The sequence below is a fragment of the Pseudomonas cichorii genome, from assembly GCF_003700275.1.
Taxonomy (GTDB): domain Bacteria; phylum Pseudomonadota; class Gammaproteobacteria; order Pseudomonadales; family Pseudomonadaceae; genus Aquipseudomonas; species Aquipseudomonas cichorii_B.
On the sequence record NZ_RBRE01000041.1, the window covers coordinates 103,627 to 122,758 of the forward strand.

The following is a 19,132-nucleotide window of genomic DNA, read 5'->3' on the forward strand; positions in this document are numbered from 1 at the left end:
GGTTTTCCGTTAACCTCTAAGCTGATCCACCAGGGCACGGTAATCCGCAACCAAGGTGGCCTGTAGTACTTCTTTTGGATAATCGTCCGTGATAACCGCTTCACCCATCTGACGCAGCAGCACCAGACGCAGGCGACCATCGATCACTTTCTTGTCGATCGCCATGTGTTCGAGGAAATCGTTTTCCGTCATGTCCTGCGGCGGCACTACCGGCAATCCGGCGCGCTGCAACAGGCGAATACCGCGATCCCGCTCCTGGGTGGTGATCCAGCCAAGACGCGCGGACATCTCCAGTGCCATGACCGTACCGGCGGAAACCGCTTCGCCATGCAGCCAGACACCATAGCCCATATGCGTTTCGATGGCATGGCCAAAAGTGTGGCCCAGGTTCAGGGTGGCCCGCAGACCGGTCTCACGCTCATCGGCACCAACCACCAGCGCCTTGGCCGCGCACGAGCGCTGGATGGCGATGGTCAGCGCGGCCTGGTCCAGGCCGCGCAACTCGTCGACGTGTTCTTCAAGCCAGGTCAGGAAAGGCTCGTCGCAGATCAGGCCGTACTTGATGACTTCAGCCAGCCCGGCGGACAGCTCACGCTCAGGCAGGGTATTGAGGGTGGTGGTATCGATCAGCACGACGCCCGGCTGATAGAAGGCACCGACCATGTTCTTGCCCAACGGATGGTTGATGCCGGTCTTGCCGCCCACCGATGAATCCACCTGGGACAACAGGGTGGTCGGGATCTGGATGAAATTCACACCACGCTGATAGCAGGCGGCAGCAAATCCGGCCATGTCACCGATCACACCACCACCCAGGGCAATCACTGTCGTGCGGCGATCATGGCGAGCCGTGAGCAGGCCGTCGAAGATGGTTTGCAGGGTTTCCCAATTCTTGAACGCTTCGCCATCGGGAAGCACGATCGACAAGACGTTGTAGCCCACCAGGGTGCGCGTCAATCGCTCAAGATAAAGAGGAGCCACCGTGGTATTGGAAACGATAGCCACCTGCCGCCCAACGATATGCGGGATCAGCAGCTCCGGCTTGTCCAGAAGGCCTTCGCCAATATGAATCGGGTAGCTACGCTCACCAAGCTCGACCTTAAGTGTCTGCATGTGTCCCCACATTGATTACCGATTGGGCATTGCGCATGTTTTTTCGTGCGCCAGGACAGCAAATGGCTGTCGCTGTTTTGATGGTCGCCGAGGATAGCGCATTTTCGTCTGCGCTTTAACGGGGAGGAAGCTCTGCCAAGCGGGCAAGTATGTCAAGAACGACCATACGCGGCGGCCGTTCATCGGTTTCAACCACCAGATCGGCGATTTCCCGATACAGCGGATCGCGAATGGCCAGCAACTCGCTCAATACCCGGGCCGGATCGGCAGTACGCAACAAGGGGCGATTGCGGTCACGGGCCGTACGCCCGACCTGCTGCTCGACCGAAGCGTGCAGATACACCACACGTCCGCCAGCACGCAGTGCCTGACGATTTTCGCCGCGCATTACCGCTCCGCCGCCAGTCGCCAGCACGACGCCGTCGGCTTCGCACAGTTCGGCAATCATCGCCTGCTCGCGATCACGAAAGCCCGGCTCGCCTTCCTTGTCGAAGATCCATGGGATATTTGCGCCCGAGCGCAATTCGATTTCCTTGTCGGAATCCTTGAATGGCAGGCGCAGCTCTTTGGCAAGCAAACGGCCGATGGTGCTTTTACCAGCGCCCATCGGCCCTACAAGTATTAAATTTCGCACAGAATCAACGACTCACAGCAATCGCCTGGTTGTTCATGATACGCGGAGTCAGAAATACCAACAGCTCGGATTTCGCTTCTGAAACCGTATCCCGACGGAAAAGTCGGCCAAGATACGGCACATCGCCAAGAAATGGCACTTTCTCGACAACTTTACTTTGCGTATTGGAGAACACCCCACCGATCACGATCGTCTCGCCATCGGAAACCAGCACCTTGGCATTGACCTCGTTTTTCTTGATCGGCGGTACACCAAGGACCGCATTGAGGTAGTCCGGCTCATCCTTGGTGACCTTGACCTCCATGATGATGCGATTGTCCGGCGTGATCTGCGGCGTAACTTCCAGCGACAGGGACGCTTCCTTGAAGCTCACGGTTGTGGCGCCACTGGAGCTGGATTCCTGATAGGGGATTTCCGTACCCTTGAGGATCTTGGCGGTTTCCTTGTCGGAAGTGACCACTTTCGGCTGGGAGACGATTTCACCGTTGCCGGTCTTCTCCATCGCACTCAGCTCAAGGTCGAGCAGGGTGTTGTTGGTGACGAAGGCAATCCCGATACCCGACGTTGCATCGGCAGCGCCCAGGTCGACGAACGGTACGTTGCCGGTCAAGTCATTACCGGTGTTACCCGCTTCATCGCCATTATCGTCCAGGCCGTAGGTATTCCAGTTGCCGCCACCGACCCTGGTGCCACCCCAGCGCACGCCCAGCGCCTTGTCGTAATCGACGTTGGCTTCGACGATGCGCGCTTCGATCATCACCTGACGCACCGGAATATCCAGCTGCGACACGATGCGGCGCAGTTCATCGAGGCGGTCCTGGGTCTGATAGGCAATGATGTTGTTGGTGCGCTCATCCACCGTGATCGAACCGCGCTCGTCGATCTTCGATTCGACGCTGGTCACCGACTGGAACAACTTGGCGATATCGGCAGCCTTGGCGTAATTGACCTGCAAGAGCTCGCGACGCAACGGTGCCAGCTCGGAAATCTGCTTGAGGGACTCCAGTTCCTGACGTTCACGGGCGGCGATTTCATCAGCGGGCGCGACCAGCAGCACACTGCCGACCTTGCGCTTGTCCAGGCCCTTGGTCTTGAGCACCAGATCCAGCGCCTGATCCCACGGCACGTTCTGCAGGCGCAGGGTAATACCGCCCTGCACCGTATCGCTGGCGACCAGGTTCAGGTTGGTGAAGTCGGCGATCAATTGCAGCACCGAACGTACATCGATGTCCTGGAAGTTCAGCGACAGTTTTTCACCGGTGTATACCGGCTTGTCGGCTGCGCGGCGGTCCAGGTCTTCGTTGGTCAACGGGCGGACGCTGATGGTCAGCTTGTTTTCGGTCTGGTAGGCCGAGTAATCGAAGGCGCCCGCAGGCTCGATGCTGATACTGGCCTTGTCAGCGGAAGTCGTGGCACTGACGAACTGTACAGGCGTTGCGAAGTCCTTGACGTCCAGCCTGACGCGCAATGGCTCAGGCAACTGGGTCTTGGCGAAGTCGACGCGAATCTTGCCGCCCTGCTCCTGAATGTCCGGCGAGATGCCAGGGCTGCTCAGGTCGATGACGACATTGCCTTCGCCCAGCTCACCGCGCTGGAAATCGATATTCTTGATGGCTTTCGCGCCAGCTGGCACGAATGGCCGGGCAGCAGGAGCTGGTGCCGGGACCGCAACTCTCGGTGTTCCCATGGCCGTGGTCGGCTGGGAAGACTGGGCCGCCGCAGCGCCCTGGCCAATGACCACGAACAGATTGTTGCCTTCGACACGCGAACTGTAGGGCGACAGCGTCGTCATGTTGATGATGACCCGCGTGCGGTCCTGGGCCTGAACCACCACGACGCTGCGCGCGTTGCCCGCACCCAGGTCACGACTCTTGGTCGCCAACTGACTGGTCACACCCGGCAGATCCAGGGCGATGCGCGCCGGCTGCTCGGTGGTGTAGCCGCGCGGCGCAGGCACCGGGGCATCGAACGAAAGCTTCAGTTCGATCCGGTCGCCGGGCAAGGCTGCGACATCCAGGGTTTTGAGATTGGCTGCCTGGAGAACCGGCGAAAGCATCGCTATCCATAGCGATACGCCGATAATCGAGAGAATCCTGGTCATGATGAGTTTCCGTTGTGCGGTGTTATGCATGCTTGGCCTTGCCCACTTCATGAGCGTTCTTTGAGGGAAATACTGCGCGGCCTTTCAAGCCAGGCCCCCTCTCCATCAGGAACTATTTCAATGACATCGACCTGCGCATCGCTGACCGACACAATCCGGCCGTTATTGCGGCCCAGATAATCACCCACCTTCACCCGATGCACACCTCCGGCACCGCGCAACAAGGCGAATGTACCCGATTCGTTGCCAATCGTTCCGACCATCTCGAACGATTCGATGTTGAACCCTTCGAGAAACTGCTTGACCCGTGTCTCGTCGGGCTTGACCAGCCGCGAGCCTTTCTGGCGATTGAGCAGATCGATCTTCACCGGAGGCTGGAACGGACTGCGCAGGTTGGCCGCGTTGTAGGTAAAGGTTTCATAGGGCCGAAACTTGGGCAATGGGTCGATATTGCCCGATGGACGCGCCTTGGCCTCATCGATGAAGGTACCGAGGTCTGCAAACTCCTGATCGTTGTCGCACCCGGCCAGCCCCATCAACAGCATACTGACGCACAACAGTCGCGCCGCCCTCATTTCTTCAGCCCTTCATCGTTGTAGCGGTAGGTCTTGGCCAGAATGTTCATGCGCAGCTTGGTCTGGGATTTGGGATCGACCGGTTTGATCTCGAAATCATGCAGCGTCACGATGCGCGGCAGGCTGGCCACACCGCTGACAAAGGTCGCCAGATCGTGATAACCGCCGACGACCGTGATCTGGATCGGCAATTCGATGTAGAACTGCTGCACCCCTTCGGGCAACAGCTTGATCTCCTCGAATTCCAGGCCACTGCCCAGACCGGTACGGGTGATGTCTTCGAGCAGACCCGGCACCTCGGTGTCGCTGGGCAATTGCCGCAGCAGAGCGCCGAAGGTGTTTTCCATTTCTTCCATCTGCTTCTTGTAAGGCTCCAGGTTCGCGGCCTGGAATGCCTTGGTCGACAGTTGCTCGCGCAGCATCAGCTCATTGGCCTGCGCACCTTCCAGGCGGGCTTCAAGCTCCTGGATGAAAAAGAAATAACCCAGCCCGAGCACCAGAACCATCACCAACGCACCGGAAATCGCCTTGACCGCTGCCGGCCAGGAACCCAGGTTATTGAGGTCCAGATCGTTGAGATCGACCTTGCGCAGCCCTTCCAGCCATTCGGAAACATTCATGGCTTGGCTCCTTCAACGACAACGGCAGGCTGGGTCTGACGGACGGTCAACTGAAAGACGTTGGCCTGATCCACTGCACCGGCCGTGGTCGCCTTGACCTCGGTCAGGCTTGGCGATTCCAGCCAGTCGGAAGCTTCCAGGTTGCGCATCAGGTCCGAAACCCGGTTGTTCGATTCGGCAGCTCCGCTGATGGAAATCAATTTGTCGGTCATTTTGACATCTGTGAAATAAACGCCATCCGGCAGGGTCCGCGCCAACTGGTCGAACATCCGGCCAATGATCGGGCGATTGCCCTGCAGGTCCTGGATGATCTTCATCCGCTCCAGCAACTGTTTGCGCCGGGCTTTCAGGTCGCTGATTTCCTTGATGCGGATATCCAGCTGGGCGATTTCCTTCTGCAGGAAGGCGTTGCGCGACTCTTGATAGGTAATCGAGTTGCTGACGTAGCGATCGATCATGAACAGGGCTGCTACAGAGAGCACCAGCACACCGGCCAGGACCGTCAGGAAACGCTTCCTGCGCTCTTCGCGAAGCTCTTCACGCCACGGTAAAAGGTTGATCCGTGCCATTAGTCGAAGCTCCTCAGGGCAAGACCGCAGGCGATCATCAGGGCCGGAGCATCACTGGCCAATGCACCGGCATTGACCTTGGAACTCAGGGCCATGTCGGCAAAAGGGTTGGCAACCAGAGTGGGCGTGCCAAGACGTTTCTGGATCAAATGCTCAAGCCCCGGAATGGAAGCCGTACCGCCCGCCAGCATGATGTAATCCACGCTGTTGTACTGGCCGGCAGCAAAGAAAAACTGCAGCGAGCGCGAGACTTGCTGCACCAGCGCATCCTTGAAAGGGTTCAGCACTTCACTGATGTAATCGTCGGACAGGCCGCCCTGCTTCTTCGCCAGCCCCGCCTCTTCCATGGAAAGACCGTAGCGGCGCTGGATTTCCTCAGTCAGTTGCCGGCCGCCGAACAATTGCTCGCGGGTATAGATGATGCGGCCATGATGCAGCACGCTCAGGGTGGTCATGGTCGCGCCTATGTCCACCACCGCCACGGTCAATTTATCGTGGTTGTTGCCCAGTTGAGCGGACAGCAGGCCGAAAGAGCGCTCCAGCGCGTAGGCCTCCACATCGACGACCCGGGCAGTCAGCCCGGCCAGCGCCAATGCGGCCTCACGCACTTCCACGTTTTCCTTGCGGCAGGCAGCCAGCAGCACTTCGACACGCTCGGGATTGCGCGCCGAATAGCCCTGGACTTCAAAGTCGATGGAAACCTCTTCGAGGGGATAGGGAATGTACTGGTCAGCCTCAAGCTTGAGCTGGTTTTCCATATCGTCGTCAGACAGACCGGCGTCCATCTCGATGGTCTTGGTGATGACTGCCGAACCCGCCACTGCGACCGCCACGATTTTGGCGCTGGTCTTGGCCTTGGCCAGCACCCGCGACAACGCCATGCCGACGCCTTCAAGCTCGGCAATGTTCTTTTCAACAACGGCATTGGCCGGCAGCGGTTCGACCGCGTAGGACTCGACCTTGTAACGAGTGCCGGAACGACTCAACTCAAGGAGTTTTACCGAGGTGGAGCTAATATCGATCCCTAGAAGGGTGCTGGCCTTCTTACCGAAGAGTTCGAACACAACCTGATTCCTATGAGTTTTCCGCCACTTACGGAGTAATTTTTGGTCAGAGCCACTGTCAACTGCCTTGACAGTAGCGCAAATCACGCTTGGAGACGAAAAATGCTTATAATGCCCAGCGGTTTTTTCGTTTAACAAAGCTTCAAGGCGTGTTCATTTGTAAATGCCTGTGCTTAACCCATTCTTTTTCGTGGAAATCCAAAAGCCTTGATACGCCTGCTGAAGTTTCTCTGGTGGTCTCTCGTAGCAGTATTCTGCGGTCTGCTGCTCAGTCTGAGCGGTGCATTCCTTTATCTGAGTCCGAACCTGCCATCTGTTGAAGCGCTGAGAAGCATTCAACTGCAAATTCCCCTGCGCGTTTACAGCAGCGACGGCAAGCTGATCGCGGAGTTTGGCGAGATGCGCCGGACCCCGATCCGCTTTGCCGAAATCCCGCCCAACTTCATCAACGCCCTGCTCTCGGCCGAAGACGACAATTTCGCCAATCACTACGGCGTCGACCCCAGCAGCCTGATGCGTGCCGCCACCCAACTGGTGAAAAGCGGCCATATTCAATCAGGCGGCAGTACCATCACAATGCAGGTCGCGAAAAACTTTTTCCTGACCAGCGAAAGAAGCTTTTCACGTAAAACCACCGAAATCCTTCTTGCCTTGCAAATCGAGCGCCAACTGACCAAGGATGAAATCCTTGAGCTGTACGTAAACAAGATTTATCTGGGCAATCGTGCCTATGGCATCGAGGCGGCGGCGCAAGTCTACTATGGCAAATCGATTCGCGATGTAAGCCTTGCGCAAATGGCCATGATTGCCGGTCTGCCCAAGGCGCCGTCGCGCTTCAACCCGCTGGCCAACCCGGCCCGCGCCAAGGAACGTCGCGACTGGATCCTGGGGCGCATGTACCGTCTGGGCAAGATTGACCAGAATGCCTACCAGACCGCCCTCAACGAACCGATCAACGCCAGTTATCACGTTCCGACGCCAGAGGTCTACGCGCCTTACATCGCCGAAATGGCCCGCGCCGAAATGGTCGGCCGCTACGGCAGCGAAGCCTATACCGAAGGCTTCCGCGTCACCACAACTGTTCCCAGCGATCTTCAGGAACATGCCAACACGGCCGTACAGCAAGGCCTGATCGAATACGATCAACGCCATGGCTATCGTGGCCCGGAAAGCCGCCTGCCGGGCATGACTCATGCCGGCTGGGCCCAGGAACTGAGCAAGCAGCGCACGATCAATGGCCTGGAGCCTGCCATCGTCACCCAGATCGACAAGAACGGCATACGGGTCCTGACCCGCAATGGCGAAAAGGAAGAAACCGTCGAATGGAGCAGCATGAAATGGGCGCGTCCTTATCTGAACACCAACAGTCTGGGGGCAAATCCGCGTCAGCCTGCTGACGTAGCTCATGTTGGCGATCTGGTGCGCCTGCTGCGCCAGGCAGACGGCACCCTGAAATTCAGTCAAATTCCCGCCGCGCAAAGCGCGCTGGTGTCACTGGATCCACAGAACGGCGCCATTCGCGCACTGGTCGGCGGTTTCTCGTTCGAGCAGAGCAATTACAACCGCGCCATGCAGGCCAAGCGTCAGCCGGGCTCAAGCTTCAAGCCGTTCATTTACAGCGCCGCGCTGGACAACGGCTACACCGCCTCCAGCCTGGTGAACGATGCACCCATCGTGTTCGTCGACGAGTATCTGGACAAGGTCTGGCGCCCGAAGAACGACACCAATACCTTCCTTGGCCCGATCAGGCTGCGTGAAGCGCTCTACAAGTCGCGCAACCTGGTTTCGATCCGCCTGCTGCAGGCGCTGGGCATCGACATGTCGATCGACTACATCACCCGCTTCGGCTTCGCCAAGCAGGATCTGCCACGCAACCTGTCGCTGGCACTGGGCACCGCAACCCTGACCCCGATGGAAATCGCCACCGGCTGGAGTGCTTTCGCCAACGGCGGCTACAAGGTCAGCCCGTACCTGATCCAGAAGATCGAGAACCGCGACGGCCAGACACTGTTCCTCGCCAATCCGGCCAGCGTACCGGCCACGGACGCCAAGACCGCGCCAGACACCTCGACCTTCACAGTCCACGACAACCCGCTGACCAGCAACTCCTCGACTTCGCCCTCCGAACCCCAGGCACCAGTGGTTGCGGTCGCACGACCTACATCCTCAACAGCATGCTGCAGGATGTGATCAAGCGCGGTACCGGACGCCGTGCCCTGTCCATGAACCGCCCGGATATCGCCGGCAAGACCGGTACGACCAACGACTCCAAGGATGCCTGGTTCTCCGGCTATAACGCCGATTACGTGACCACGGTCTGGACTGGCTTCGACCAGCCTGAAAGCCTTGGACGTCATGAATTTGGCGGCACGGTTTCCCTGCCGATCTGGATGGACTACATGAGCGCCGCGCTCAAGGACAAGCCACCGCATCAGCAGGCCGAACCGGACGGCATCCTCAGCCTGCGGGTTGACCCGGTCAGCGGCCGTGCAGCCACACCAAGCACGCCGAATGCGTTCTTCGAGCTGTTCAAGAGCGAAGATACGCCACCGAGCGTCAACGAACTGGGCGGCAGCGTACCGGGCAGCCCGCTGCCGGCGGACGAATCGGCGCCGATCGACTTGTTCTGACCAGCCTGTAGAAGTGGATTTATCCGCGAAAGCCTTCGCGGATAAATCAGATTCCACGACCACAAAAAAACCGGCCATCAATGCCGGTTTTTTTGTGGGCTACTACTTAACCGTTGAAAACATCATCCACGCTGGTCAGCGGGTAATGCTTCGGATACGGCAGGGTAGCAACGCCGCTTTCGATGGCAGCCTTGGCCACTGCGTCGGAGATCAGACCCAGCAGGCGAGCGTCCATTGGTTTCGGAATGATGTACTCACGGCCGAATTCCAGCTTGATGCCGCCATAGGCGTCGCTGACTTCCTGTGGAACAGGCAGCTTGGCCAGTTCGCGCAGGGCGTTGGCCGCTGCGATTTTCATTTCTTCGTTGATGCGCTTGGCGCGAACGTCCAGGGCACCACGGAAGATGAACGGGAAGCCCAGAACGTTGTTGACCTGGTTCGGGTAGTCGGAACGACCGGTCGCCATGATCACGTCGTCACGGGTAGCGTGAGCCAGTTCAGGGGAGATTTCCGGATCAGGGTTCGAGCAGGCGAACACGATCGGATCCTTGGCCATCAGCTTCAGGTTTTCAGCGCTCAGCAGGTTAGGACCGGACAGACCGACGAATACGTCAGCGCCGTCCAGAGCTTCGCTCAGGGTGCGTTTTTCGGTGGAGTGGGCGAACACAGCCTTGTACTGGTTCAGATCGGTACGGCCGGAATGAACCACGCCGGTACGGTCGACCATGAAGATGTTTTCGATCTTCGCGCCCATGCTCACCAGCAGCTTCATGCAGGAGATGGCTGCAGCGCCAGCGCCCAGGCAGACGATCTTCGCGCTATCGAGGCTTTTGCCAACGATTTCCAGGGCGTTGATCATGCCGGCCGCGGTCACGATAGCGGTGCCGTGCTGGTCATCGTGGAAAACCGGGATGTCGCACTGTTCGATCAGCGCCTTTTCGATTTCAAAGCACTCAGGCGCCTTGATGTCTTCCAGGTTGATGCCACCGAAGGTGATGGAGATGCGCTTGACGGTGTCGATGAAGGCTTGCGGGCTTTCGGAGTCGACTTCGATATCGAAAACGTCGATACCGGCGAAACGCTTGAACAGAACCCCTTTACCTTCCATGACCGGCTTGGAAGCCAGTGGGCCCAGATCGCCGAGGCCGAGGATCGCGGTGCCATCGGAAATAACTGCTACCAGGTTGCCTTTGCCGGTGTACTTGTAGGCAAGTTCAGGATCACGGGCAATTTCACGCACGGGTTCGGCAACGCCAGGGCTGTAGGCCAGGGCCAGGTCACGAGCAGTTGCGGTCGGCTTGGTGAGTTCGACGCTCAATTTACCAGGACGTGGATTGGCATGGTATTCGAGCGCGGCAGTTTTCAAATCTGACATTTAGGGATTCCGCTTTTTTACTGTGGGACAGACGGACCGCCGAGGATACGCAAGATGCATAGTCCTAACAAGACTGACCAGTCACTGCTGTCAAGGGGCGGGGCTATAGACTTTACGCTTAGAGCCGTGAAACACAAAAGCCCGGACCATTCATCAGCAAGGCACCGGGTTCAGGGCATTGAATAGCGAGAGGTCAGCGGCTCGGCAGGCTGAGCATGGCCGGATGGGTAATCGGCATCATCCAGCGGGCCTGTCCTGACTCTAGACCACCGCGCCGGGAACGGTCCACCACCCAGCCACGCGCTTCGATCTGTCGCCCTTGCAGACTTTCGAGCTGTGCGCTGTCGAATTGGGCAAGCAGTTCAGGAGCGATGCGCAGCACCAGCGAACCCTGCAGCTCGATCCAGATGCCACCGCGATTGCGCTGCACATCACGAACCTGGGCGGAGATCAGGGCGAAGCCGCCCTTGTCGATCTGCCCGGCTGGCTGGACCGGCGAATTGCGCCACACACCAAGCCCGGCCTTGCGCGCCTTGAGTTCGGCGTCCTTCTGGCAATCGACCAGCGCCACATTGGGGGCAACCGCCACCAGATAGCCAAGCCCCTCGCCGAGCATCTGCGCCTCAAGGTTGGCGCCGTTGCGGGCATAGACATTGGCCAGCGTTCGACCGTAATGATCCTGGGCCTGCTGACCGAGCCGCAGGCTGACCTGACCACCACTGGCATCCACCAGGGCCTGCAAGCGGCGCTGGGCAGCCACGGCAAAAGGTTCGGCGGACTGGCCGTTCTTGCCGGTTTCGGGAGTGTTGAGGCCGATCATGCGCACATTGCGCCCGTCGGTGAGGCGCAAGGTGTCGCCATCGACCACACGCTGCACCTGGGCAACCGGCAGACCTTGCGGTGCCGGGCAGAAAGCCTGAGCTGCGGGCAGCCAAATCGCGCCCATAAAAAAGGCACCCGCAAGGGGTGCCTTTTCAAGCAGCCTGGAGTAGCTCATGAGCCAGCCCAGAACGGCCAATATTACTTGGCTTTGGTTGCGCCGAACGCACCGAAACGCGACTTGAACTTGTCGACGCGGCCGCCAACGTCCAGAGTCTTCTGCTTGCCGGTGTAGAACGGGTGACACTCGTTGCACACGTCCAGGCTCAGAGGCTTGGCCAGAGTGGAACGGGTCTTGATGACATTGCCGCAGCTGCAGGTAGCGTCAATGGCTTCGTAAACTGGATGGATATCTGCTTTCATGGGGTACTTCCTCGGTCTAGCGAGCCGCCACCCAACACTATTGTTGAATACCGCACGCAATCAGGCCGCGGATATTACCAGACAATCCACCTGACGCAAGCGAACCTTTACACCGGTCGTCTGCTAAGATCGCGCATCTTTCCCCCTCCACCACAGGAAGCATCGCTTGCCCAACGCCATCCTGCGCCTGGCCCTGCCCTCGCCGCTACGCCGCCTGTTCGACTATCGCGCTCCCGCCGGAGTCGTGCGTAGCGCCTTGCAGCCGGGCATGCGTTTGCGGGTGCCGTTCGGTCGGCGGGAAATGATCGGCATCCTGGTGGAAATCGTCGAGCACAGCGAAGTGCCCGACGAAAAGCTCAAGCCCGCCATCGCCCTGCTCGACAGCCAGGCCCCGCTGCCGCCCTCGCTGTTCAAGCTGTGCCTGTGGACCGCCCAGTATTATCAGCACAGCCTGGGCGATACGCTGAGCTGGGCGCTGCCGGTGCTGTTGCGCCAGGGCGAACCAGCCGAGACACGTCAGGAGCGTTTCTGGCACGTCGCGCCCGGCGCCAGCATCAACGACCCGCGTATAGCCCGTGCGCCCAAGCAGCGCGAAGCCCTGACCACGCTGGCACAGCATCAGCATGGCGTGGCGCATCAGTTGCTCAGCAAGCTGATGCTCAATAAAGAAAGCCTCAACCTGCTGTTGGCCAAGGGCCTGGTGCAGGTCGAAGTCCGCAGCCACGCACCCGCTGCGCGCCATGAACACTGGCTGGCGCAACCGGAACTGCCGCTCAATGCCGAACAGCGTGCCGCTTGCCAGGCGATTCGTGCCGGCTTCGACAGCTTTCATGCCTTTCTACTGGCCGGCGTTACCGGCAGCGGCAAGACCGAAGTCTATTTGCAGTTGATCCGCGAAACCCTTGAGGCGGGCAAGCAGGCGCTGGTGCTGATCCCGGAAATCAACCTCGGGCCGCAGACCCTGGCGCGCTTCGAGCAGCGTTTCAATGCTCGGATAGCGCTGCTGCACTCGGCGGTCAATGACCGCGAACGACTGGACGCCTGGCTGGCCGCCCGCGATGGCGAGGCCGATATCATCATCGGCACCCGTTCGGCGCTGTTCACTCCGATGAAGAATCCGGGCCTGATCATCATCGACGAAGAACATGACGGTTCCTATAAACAGCAGGAAGGCTTGCGCTACCACGCTCGCGACCTGGCGCTGGTCCGCGCCCGACAGGAAAACATCCCGATTGTGCTGGGCTCGGCCACCCCGTCACTGGAAAGCCTGCACAACGCCTATACCGGCCGCTACGGTCTGCTGCGCCTGACGCAACGGGCTGGCGGCGCGCAGCAACCACGCTTTCTGCGCCTGGATGTCAAAAGCCGGCCACTGGACAGCGGAATTTCCGGGCCGATGCAGCAAGCCATCGGCCAGACCCTTGCGGCCGGCCAGCAAGTGCTGGTCTTCCTCAATCGTCGCGGTTTCGCCCCGACCCTCTTGTGCCACGATTGCGGCTGGCTGTCGGGTTGCCAGCGCTGCGATGCGCGCATGACTGTGCATCAGCGCTCCGGTGAACTGCGCTGCCACCATTGCGGGCATGTCGAGCGTGTACCGCGCCAGTGCCCGTCGTGCGGCAAGGTCGATCTGCGCCCTGTGGGTGCCGGGACCGAGCGGGCCGAGGAACGGCTGGGCATTCTGTTCCCGGATTACCCGGTACTGCGCGTCGACCGCGACAGCACTTCGCGCAAGGACGCGATGAACAACCTGTTCGCGACCATTCAGCGCGGCCAGCCGTGCATTCTGGTCGGCACGCAGATGCTCGCCAAAGGGCATCACTTCCCCCGCGTAACGCTGGTGTCGATCCTCGATGCCGATGGCGGGCTGTTTTCCGGCGACTTCCGCGCCAGCGAGCGCATGGCGCAATTGATCGTGCAGGTTGCCGGGCGTGCAGGTCGCGCCGAAGAACCGGGCAAGGTGATTATCCAGACTCATCTGGCCGATCATCCGTTGCTGATCCAGTTGACCGAGCAGGGTTACTTCGCGTTTGCCGAACAGGCCTTGAGCGAACGTCGGGCTGCCGGACTACCGCCGTTCTCGCACCTGGCGCTGCTGCGTGCCGAAGCCCACAAGCCGGGGCAGGCCGAAGAATTCCTCGATCAGGCCTGTGCCGAAGCCGAACAATTGCTGGCGCAAATGAGTCTGGGCGGCGTTGAACTACTGGGCCCGGTCCCGGCTCCGATGGAGCGACGCGCCGGCCGCTATCGTGCGCAACTGCTGGTCCAGGCCAATGCCCGGGCGCCCTTGCACAAGTTGCTGAGCAGTTGGCTGCTGATGCTGGAGCAGATGCCCAGCGGCCGGCAAGTGCGCTGGTCGCTGGATGTCGACCCTGTGGATCTGTATTGAGTAGACGAGTTTTTCGCGGATAAACCCGCTTTCCACAGGCTCCGGGCAGGAGCGAATTCATTCGCGAACAGGGCACTCGGACCAGAATGAATTGGCAAGCTTGCCTCGGCAACGGATAATGCCCAGTTTTTCCACCCGCGCATCAAGGCGCCACCGCGCTTGCGGTTGAAGAGAGCATCATGAAAGACACCATTCGCCAGCTGATCCAACAAGCCCTGACCCGACTCGTCACCGAGGGCGTCTTGCCAGAAGGGCTGACGCCGGCGATTCAGGTGGAAAACGCCCGTGACAAGACTCACGGCGACTTCGCCAGCAACATCGCCATGATGCTCGCCAAGCCTGCGGGCATGAAGCCGCGTGACCTGGCCGAAAAGCTGATCGCAGCCCTGCCGGCAGACGAGCAGGTGAGCAAGGTCGAAATCGCCGGTCCCGGCTTCCTGAACTTCTTTCAAAACACCCAGGCCCTGGCGTCACGCCTGGATGCCGCGCTGAGCGACCCGCAACTGTCGGTGCGCAAGGCCGGTCCGGCGCAGCGCGTGGTCGTTGACCTGTCGGCGCCGAACCTGGCCAAGGAAATGCACGTCGGCCATTTGCGCTCGACCATCATCGGCGACGGCGTGGCCAACGTTCTGGAGTTCCTGGGCGATACCGTGATCCGCCAGAACCACGTGGGCGACTGGGGCACCCAGTTCGGCATGCTGCTGGCCTATCTGCAGGAAAAACCTGCTACCAGCGACGAGCTGTCGGACCTGGAAAACTTCTACCGCGCCGCCAAGCAACGCTTCGACGAGTCCCCAGAGTTCGCCGAGCGCGCGCGCGGGCTGGTGGTCAAGTTGCAGGCTGGCGATGCCGACTGCCTGGCCCTGTGGCAGCGTTTCAATGAGATTTCGCTGTCCCACTGCCAGAAGACCTACGAGCGCCTCAACGTCAAACTGACGCCGGCCGACGTCAAGGGCGAAAGCGCCTACAACGACGATCTGGCCAATGTCGTCAGCGACCTGAAAAGCACAGGCCTGCTGGTGGAAAGCAACGGTGCGCAGTGCGTGTTCCTCGAAGAATTCCGCACCGCCGAAGACACGCCATTGCCCGTCATCGTGCAAAAGGCCGGTGGCGGTTATCTGTATGCCACCACCGACCTTGCTGCCATCCGCTATCGCAGCAAGACGCTGAAAGCCGATCGCGTGCTGTATTTCGTCGACCAGCGTCAGGCCCTGCACTTCCAGCAAGTATTTGAAGTCGCACGTCGCGCCGGTTTCGTGCATGACGGCATGCAACTGGAGCACATGGGCTTCGGCACCATGAACGGGGCCGATGGCCGTCCGTTCAAGACCCGCGATGGCGGCACCGTCAAGCTGATCGATCTGCTTGATGAAGCCGAAGAGCGCGCCTATGCACTGGTCAAGGAGAAAAACCCGGAGGTCGCCGAAAGCGAGCTGCGCACCATCGCCAAGGCCGTGGGCATCAGCGCGGTGAAATACGCCGACCTGTCCAAGCACCGCACCAGCGATTACAGCTTCAACTTCGATCAGATGCTCAGCTTCGAGGGCAACACGGCGCCGTACCTGCTGTATGCCTACACCCGCGTGGCCGGTGTATTCCGCAAGCTGGGCACGCCGTTCGATGCGGCCCTGGGCAGCATTGTGCTTGAGGCAGCGCAGGAGCAGGAACTGGCGGCGCGTCTGGCTCAGTTCACCGAAACCCTGAACAACGTTGCAGAAAAAGGCACGCCTCACGTTCTTTGTGCTTACCTGTATGACCTTGCGGGTCTGTTTTCCAGCTTCTATGAAAACTGCCCGATCCTTGGTGCGGAAAATCCCGATCAACAACAGAGCCGCCTGCGTCTGGCGGCGCTGACCGGTCGCACTCTCAAGCAAGGCCTGGATCTATTGGGTCTGGAAACTCTGGAGCGTATGTAAGTTGGCAGTTGCGAAGAAGAAACCGGCACCCAAGCGGGGCGCCAGCCGTTATCAGGCACCCGCGAAGAAGCCGATTCCAGGATGGTTATGGCTGGCGATTGGTTTGACCGTGGGTGCATTCATCGTTTTCCTGATGAAGCTCGAACCCGGCGGTGAGGACGTGAAGCGCGCCAAGGCGGAAGCCAAGGCAGCCAAGATCGCCGAAGCCAACAAGACACCGCCGAGCCCGACAGCGCCGGTCAAGCCCAAGTACGACTTCTACACGCTGCTGCCGGAATCGGAAGTGATCGTGCCCAACGAAGCGGTGCCGGAGAAAACCCCGCCGCCCGTGACGCCGATTGCGCCGGTAACACCTGAGCAAGCAGCGAAGATCGACACGGCTCGCGCCCAGGCTGCACTCAGCGGCCTGACGCCGCCACCGGCGCCGCCTGTGGCGACCGCCAAACCGGCACCGGTTACCCAGTTCTTCCTGCAGGCGGGCTCGTTCCGCAAGAAAGAAGACGCTGACAAGGTGCGGGCGCAGATCATCCTGCTCGGCCAGACCTCGACAGTGGAGTCCGGCACGGTCAAGGAAGAAACCTGGTACCGGGTTCTGGTCGGCCCGTTCAGCAACCGCGAGCAACTGACCATCGCCCAGAAGCAATTGGCGAGCGGTGGATTTAGTAACCTGTTGTTGCAGCAGCGCAGCCGATAGGGCCGCAAGCAGCCGCGCATATCTGTCGTCTGGAATGCCGCTGTCGCGGGCAAGCCCCCTCTCACAGGATGAACACACATCCACATGGGAGTGAGCTTGCCAGTGACAAGGCAGAAAGAAGGTAGCCCAAGGGCATTTATCCCTGGCGGTTGAAATACCCAGCCCCACCCCCATATGAGTCTGCATCAGGGCATTTTCGCCCCGCTGCGTGGAGACTCCCCCTTGACCACCATCGTTTCAGTGCGCCGCCACGGCAAAGTCGTCATGGCTGGCGACGGCCAGGTTTCCCTGGGCAACACCGTCATGAAAGGCAACGCGAAAAAAGTGCGCCGCCTGTATCACGGTGAAGTCATCGCCGGTTTCGCCGGAGCCACGGCTGACGCCTTCACGCTGTTCGAGCGTTTTGAAGGCCAGCTGGAAAAGCATCAGGGCCATCTGGTACGCGCCGCCGTCGAGCTGGCCAAGGACTGGCGTACCGATCGCTCCCTGAGCCGCCTGGAAGCCATGCTGGCAGTCGCCAACAAGGACGCCTCGCTGATCATCACCGGCAACGGTGACGTCGTGGAACCCGAAGACGGCCTGATCGCCATGGGTTCGGGCGGCGCCTTCGCCCAGGCCGCAGCCCGCGCCCTGCTGCTCAAGACAGACCTGTCAGCCCGCGAGATCACCGAAACCGCATTGCACATCGCTGGCGATATTTGCGTGTTCACCAACCACAACATCACCATTGAGGAGCAGGACCTCGCTGAATAAGCCGCTGTCCGGCTGCGCGACCCGCAACCTGTCGACTTTTTTCTGCCCGAGGACCATCAATTACCATGTCCATGACTCCCCGTGAAATCGTCCACGAACTCAATCGCCATATCATCGGCCAGGACGATGCAAAGCGCGCCGTTGCCATTGCACTGCGCAACCGCTGGCGCCGGATGCAGTTGCCTGAAGAACTGCGTGTTGAAGTAACCCCCAAGAACATTCTGATGATCGGCCCGACCGGCGTCGGCAAGACCGAAATCGCCCGTCGCCTGGCAAAACTGGCCAACGCGCCGTTCCTGAAGGTCGAAGCCACCAAATTCACCGAAGTGGGCTATGTCGGCCGTGACGTGGAGTCGATCATCCGTGATCTGGCCGACGCCGCCATCAAGCTGCTGCGCGAGCAGGAAATCGTCAAGGTTCGTCATCGCGCCGAAGACGCTGCCGAAGACCGCATCCTGGATGCCTTGCTGCCACCGGCTCGTACCGGTTTCAGCGAAGAGCCGGTATCGGCCAGCGATTCCAATACCCGCCAGCTGTTCCGCAAGCGCCTGCGTGAAGGCCAGCTGGATGACAAGGAAATCGAGATCGAAGTCAACGAAACCGTTGGTGTCGACATTTCCGCGCCACCGGGCATGGAAGAAATGACCAACCAGCTGCAAAGCCTGTTCGCCAACATGGGCAAGGGCAAGAAGAAAAGCCGCAAGCTCAAGGTCAAGGAAGCGCTCAAGCTGGTGCGCGACGAAGAAGCCAGCCGCCTGGTCAACGACGAAGAGTTGAAGGTCAAGGCACTGGAAGCCGTCGAGCAGCACGGTATCGTGTTCATCGACGAAATCGACAAGGTTGCCAAGCGCGGCAACTCCAGCGGTGTCGATGTCTCCCGTGAAGGCGTCCAGCGCGACCTGCTGCCGCTGATCGAAGGCTGCACCGTGAATACCAAGCTGGGCATGGTCAAGACCGACCACATCCTGTTCATCGCTTCGGGTGCGTTCCATCTGAGCAAGCCGAGCGATCTGGTGCCCGAGCTGCAAGGCCGTCTGCCGATTCGTGTCGAACTCAAGGCCCTCACGCCTCAGGATTTCGAGCGCATCCTCAGCGAGCCGCATGCTTCGCTGACCGAGCAATACCGCGAACTGCTCAAGACCGAAGGCCTGGGCATCGAATTTCAGCCTGACGGCATCAAGCGTCTGGCCGAGATTGCCTGGCAGGTCAACGAGAAGACCGAAAACATCGGCGCCCGCCGTCTGCACACCCTGCTCGAACGCCTGCTTGAAGAGCTGTCGTTCAGCGCCGGCGACATGGCCAGCAGCCCGGATGCAGCGCCGATCCTGATCGACGCCGACTACGTCAACAGCCACCTGGGCGAGTTGGCCAACGACGAAGACCTGTCGCGGTATATCTTGTAATAGCTGCACGTGGGAAGCTGCAAGCGCCAAGCTGCTTGTAGCTTCTTCACTTGAAGC

At 59.9% G+C, this 19,132-nt stretch carries 15 protein-coding genes and 1 pseudogene; 6 read left to right on the top strand and 10 right to left on the bottom strand.

Annotated features, from left to right (window positions below; all coding sequences use genetic code 11):
* Nucleotides 1-9 precede the first annotated feature (9 nt).
* From aroB to ALQ04_RS11355, 7 genes are all read right to left on the bottom strand, one after another.
* Nucleotides 10-1,113, bottom strand: coding sequence for a 3-dehydroquinate synthase (aroB, locus tag ALQ04_RS11325; RefSeq protein WP_122315852.1), 1,104 nt, complete (start codon nucleotides 1,111-1,113; stop codon nucleotides 10-12).
* 115 nt (nucleotides 1,114-1,228) lie between these two features.
* Entirely contained in the window at nucleotides 1,229-1,747 is a 519-nt protein-coding gene (gene aroK, locus ALQ04_RS11330; RefSeq protein WP_122315853.1) for a shikimate kinase AroK, read from the bottom strand.
* A 4-nt stretch (nucleotides 1,748-1,751) separates the two neighbouring features.
* Nucleotides 1,752-3,848: a type IV pilus secretin PilQ gene (gene pilQ / locus ALQ04_RS11335; protein WP_183142154.1), complete on the bottom strand. Its 2,097-nt coding sequence runs from the start codon at nucleotides 3,846-3,848 to the stop codon at nucleotides 1,752-1,754.
* A gap of 47 nt (nucleotides 3,849-3,895) precedes the next feature.
* Nucleotides 3,896-4,423 carry a type 4a pilus biogenesis lipoprotein PilP gene (gene pilP, locus ALQ04_RS11340; protein ID WP_122315855.1) on the bottom strand — a complete coding sequence of 176 codons (528 nt, stop codon included), beginning with the start codon at nucleotides 4,421-4,423 and terminating at the stop codon, nucleotides 3,896-3,898.
* Nucleotides 4,420-5,043: a type 4a pilus biogenesis protein PilO gene (gene pilO, locus ALQ04_RS11345; protein WP_122315856.1), complete on the bottom strand. Its 624-nt coding sequence runs from the start codon at nucleotides 5,041-5,043 to the stop codon at nucleotides 4,420-4,422. The genes pilP and pilO overlap by 4 nt, the downstream gene beginning before the upstream one ends.
* A complete protein-coding gene (locus tag ALQ04_RS11350) occupies nucleotides 5,040-5,612 on the bottom strand; it encodes a PilN domain-containing protein (protein WP_122315857.1) in 573 nt (190 codons plus the stop codon). The genes pilO and ALQ04_RS11350 overlap by 4 nt, the downstream gene beginning before the upstream one ends.
* Nucleotides 5,612-6,676 (bottom strand): pilus assembly protein PilM, encoded by a 1,065-nt coding sequence (locus ALQ04_RS11355; RefSeq protein ID WP_122315858.1) that lies wholly within the window; start codon nucleotides 6,674-6,676, stop codon nucleotides 5,612-5,614. Before ALQ04_RS11355 ends, ALQ04_RS11350 begins: the two co-directional genes overlap by 1 nt.
* A 210-nt stretch (nucleotides 6,677-6,886) precedes the next feature.
* Between ALQ04_RS11355 and ALQ04_RS11360 the strand changes: the two are divergent.
* Nucleotides 6,887-9,306 (top strand): annotated as a pseudogene (locus tag ALQ04_RS11360) (penicillin-binding protein 1A).
* A 106-nt stretch (nucleotides 9,307-9,412) separates the two neighbouring features.
* Here the strand turns inward: ALQ04_RS11360 and ALQ04_RS11365 are convergent.
* The 3 genes from ALQ04_RS11365 to rpmE form a co-directional block, all read right to left on the bottom strand.
* Nucleotides 9,413-10,681, bottom strand: coding sequence for a malic enzyme-like NAD(P)-binding protein (locus ALQ04_RS11365; RefSeq protein ID WP_122315859.1), 1,269 nt, complete (start codon nucleotides 10,679-10,681; stop codon nucleotides 9,413-9,415).
* 193 nt (nucleotides 10,682-10,874) lie between these two features.
* Nucleotides 10,875-11,678, bottom strand: coding sequence for a thermonuclease family protein (locus ALQ04_RS11370; RefSeq protein ID WP_122315890.1), 804 nt, complete (start codon nucleotides 11,676-11,678; stop codon nucleotides 10,875-10,877).
* Between the two features lie 23 nt (nucleotides 11,679-11,701).
* Nucleotides 11,702-11,923: a 50S ribosomal protein L31 gene (rpmE, locus tag ALQ04_RS11375; protein ID WP_122315860.1), complete on the bottom strand. Its 222-nt coding sequence runs from the start codon at nucleotides 11,921-11,923 to the stop codon at nucleotides 11,702-11,704.
* A gap of 166 nt (nucleotides 11,924-12,089) precedes the next feature.
* Here rpmE and ALQ04_RS11380 point away from each other — a divergent pair, with 166 nt between their 5' ends.
* The 5 genes from ALQ04_RS11380 to hslU all read left to right on the top strand — a co-directional run bounded on the left by ALQ04_RS11380 (nucleotide 12,090) and on the right by hslU (nucleotide 19,075).
* Nucleotides 12,090-14,309 (top strand): primosomal protein N', encoded by a 2,220-nt coding sequence (locus ALQ04_RS11380; protein ID WP_122315861.1) that lies wholly within the window; start codon nucleotides 12,090-12,092, stop codon nucleotides 14,307-14,309.
* Nucleotides 14,310-14,488: 179 nt separating this feature from the next.
* Nucleotides 14,489-16,225, top strand: a complete 1,737-nt coding sequence (argS, locus tag ALQ04_RS11385) for an arginine--tRNA ligase (RefSeq protein ID WP_122315862.1) — start codon at nucleotides 14,489-14,491, stop codon at nucleotides 16,223-16,225.
* 1 nt (nucleotide 16,226) lies between these two features.
* A complete protein-coding gene (locus tag ALQ04_RS11390) occupies nucleotides 16,227-16,919 on the top strand; it encodes an SPOR domain-containing protein (protein WP_122315863.1) in 693 nt (230 codons plus the stop codon).
* A 222-nt stretch (nucleotides 16,920-17,141) separates the two neighbouring features.
* Entirely contained in the window at nucleotides 17,142-17,672 is a 531-nt protein-coding gene (hslV, locus tag ALQ04_RS11395) for an ATP-dependent protease subunit HslV (RefSeq protein ID WP_025262300.1), read from the top strand.
* Nucleotides 17,673-17,737: 65 nt separating this feature from the next.
* On the top strand, nucleotides 17,738-19,075 hold the full coding sequence (gene hslU / locus ALQ04_RS11400; RefSeq protein WP_122315864.1) for an HslU--HslV peptidase ATPase subunit: 1,338 nt from the start codon (nucleotides 17,738-17,740) through the stop codon (nucleotides 19,073-19,075).
* Nucleotides 19,076-19,132 lie beyond the last annotated feature (57 nt).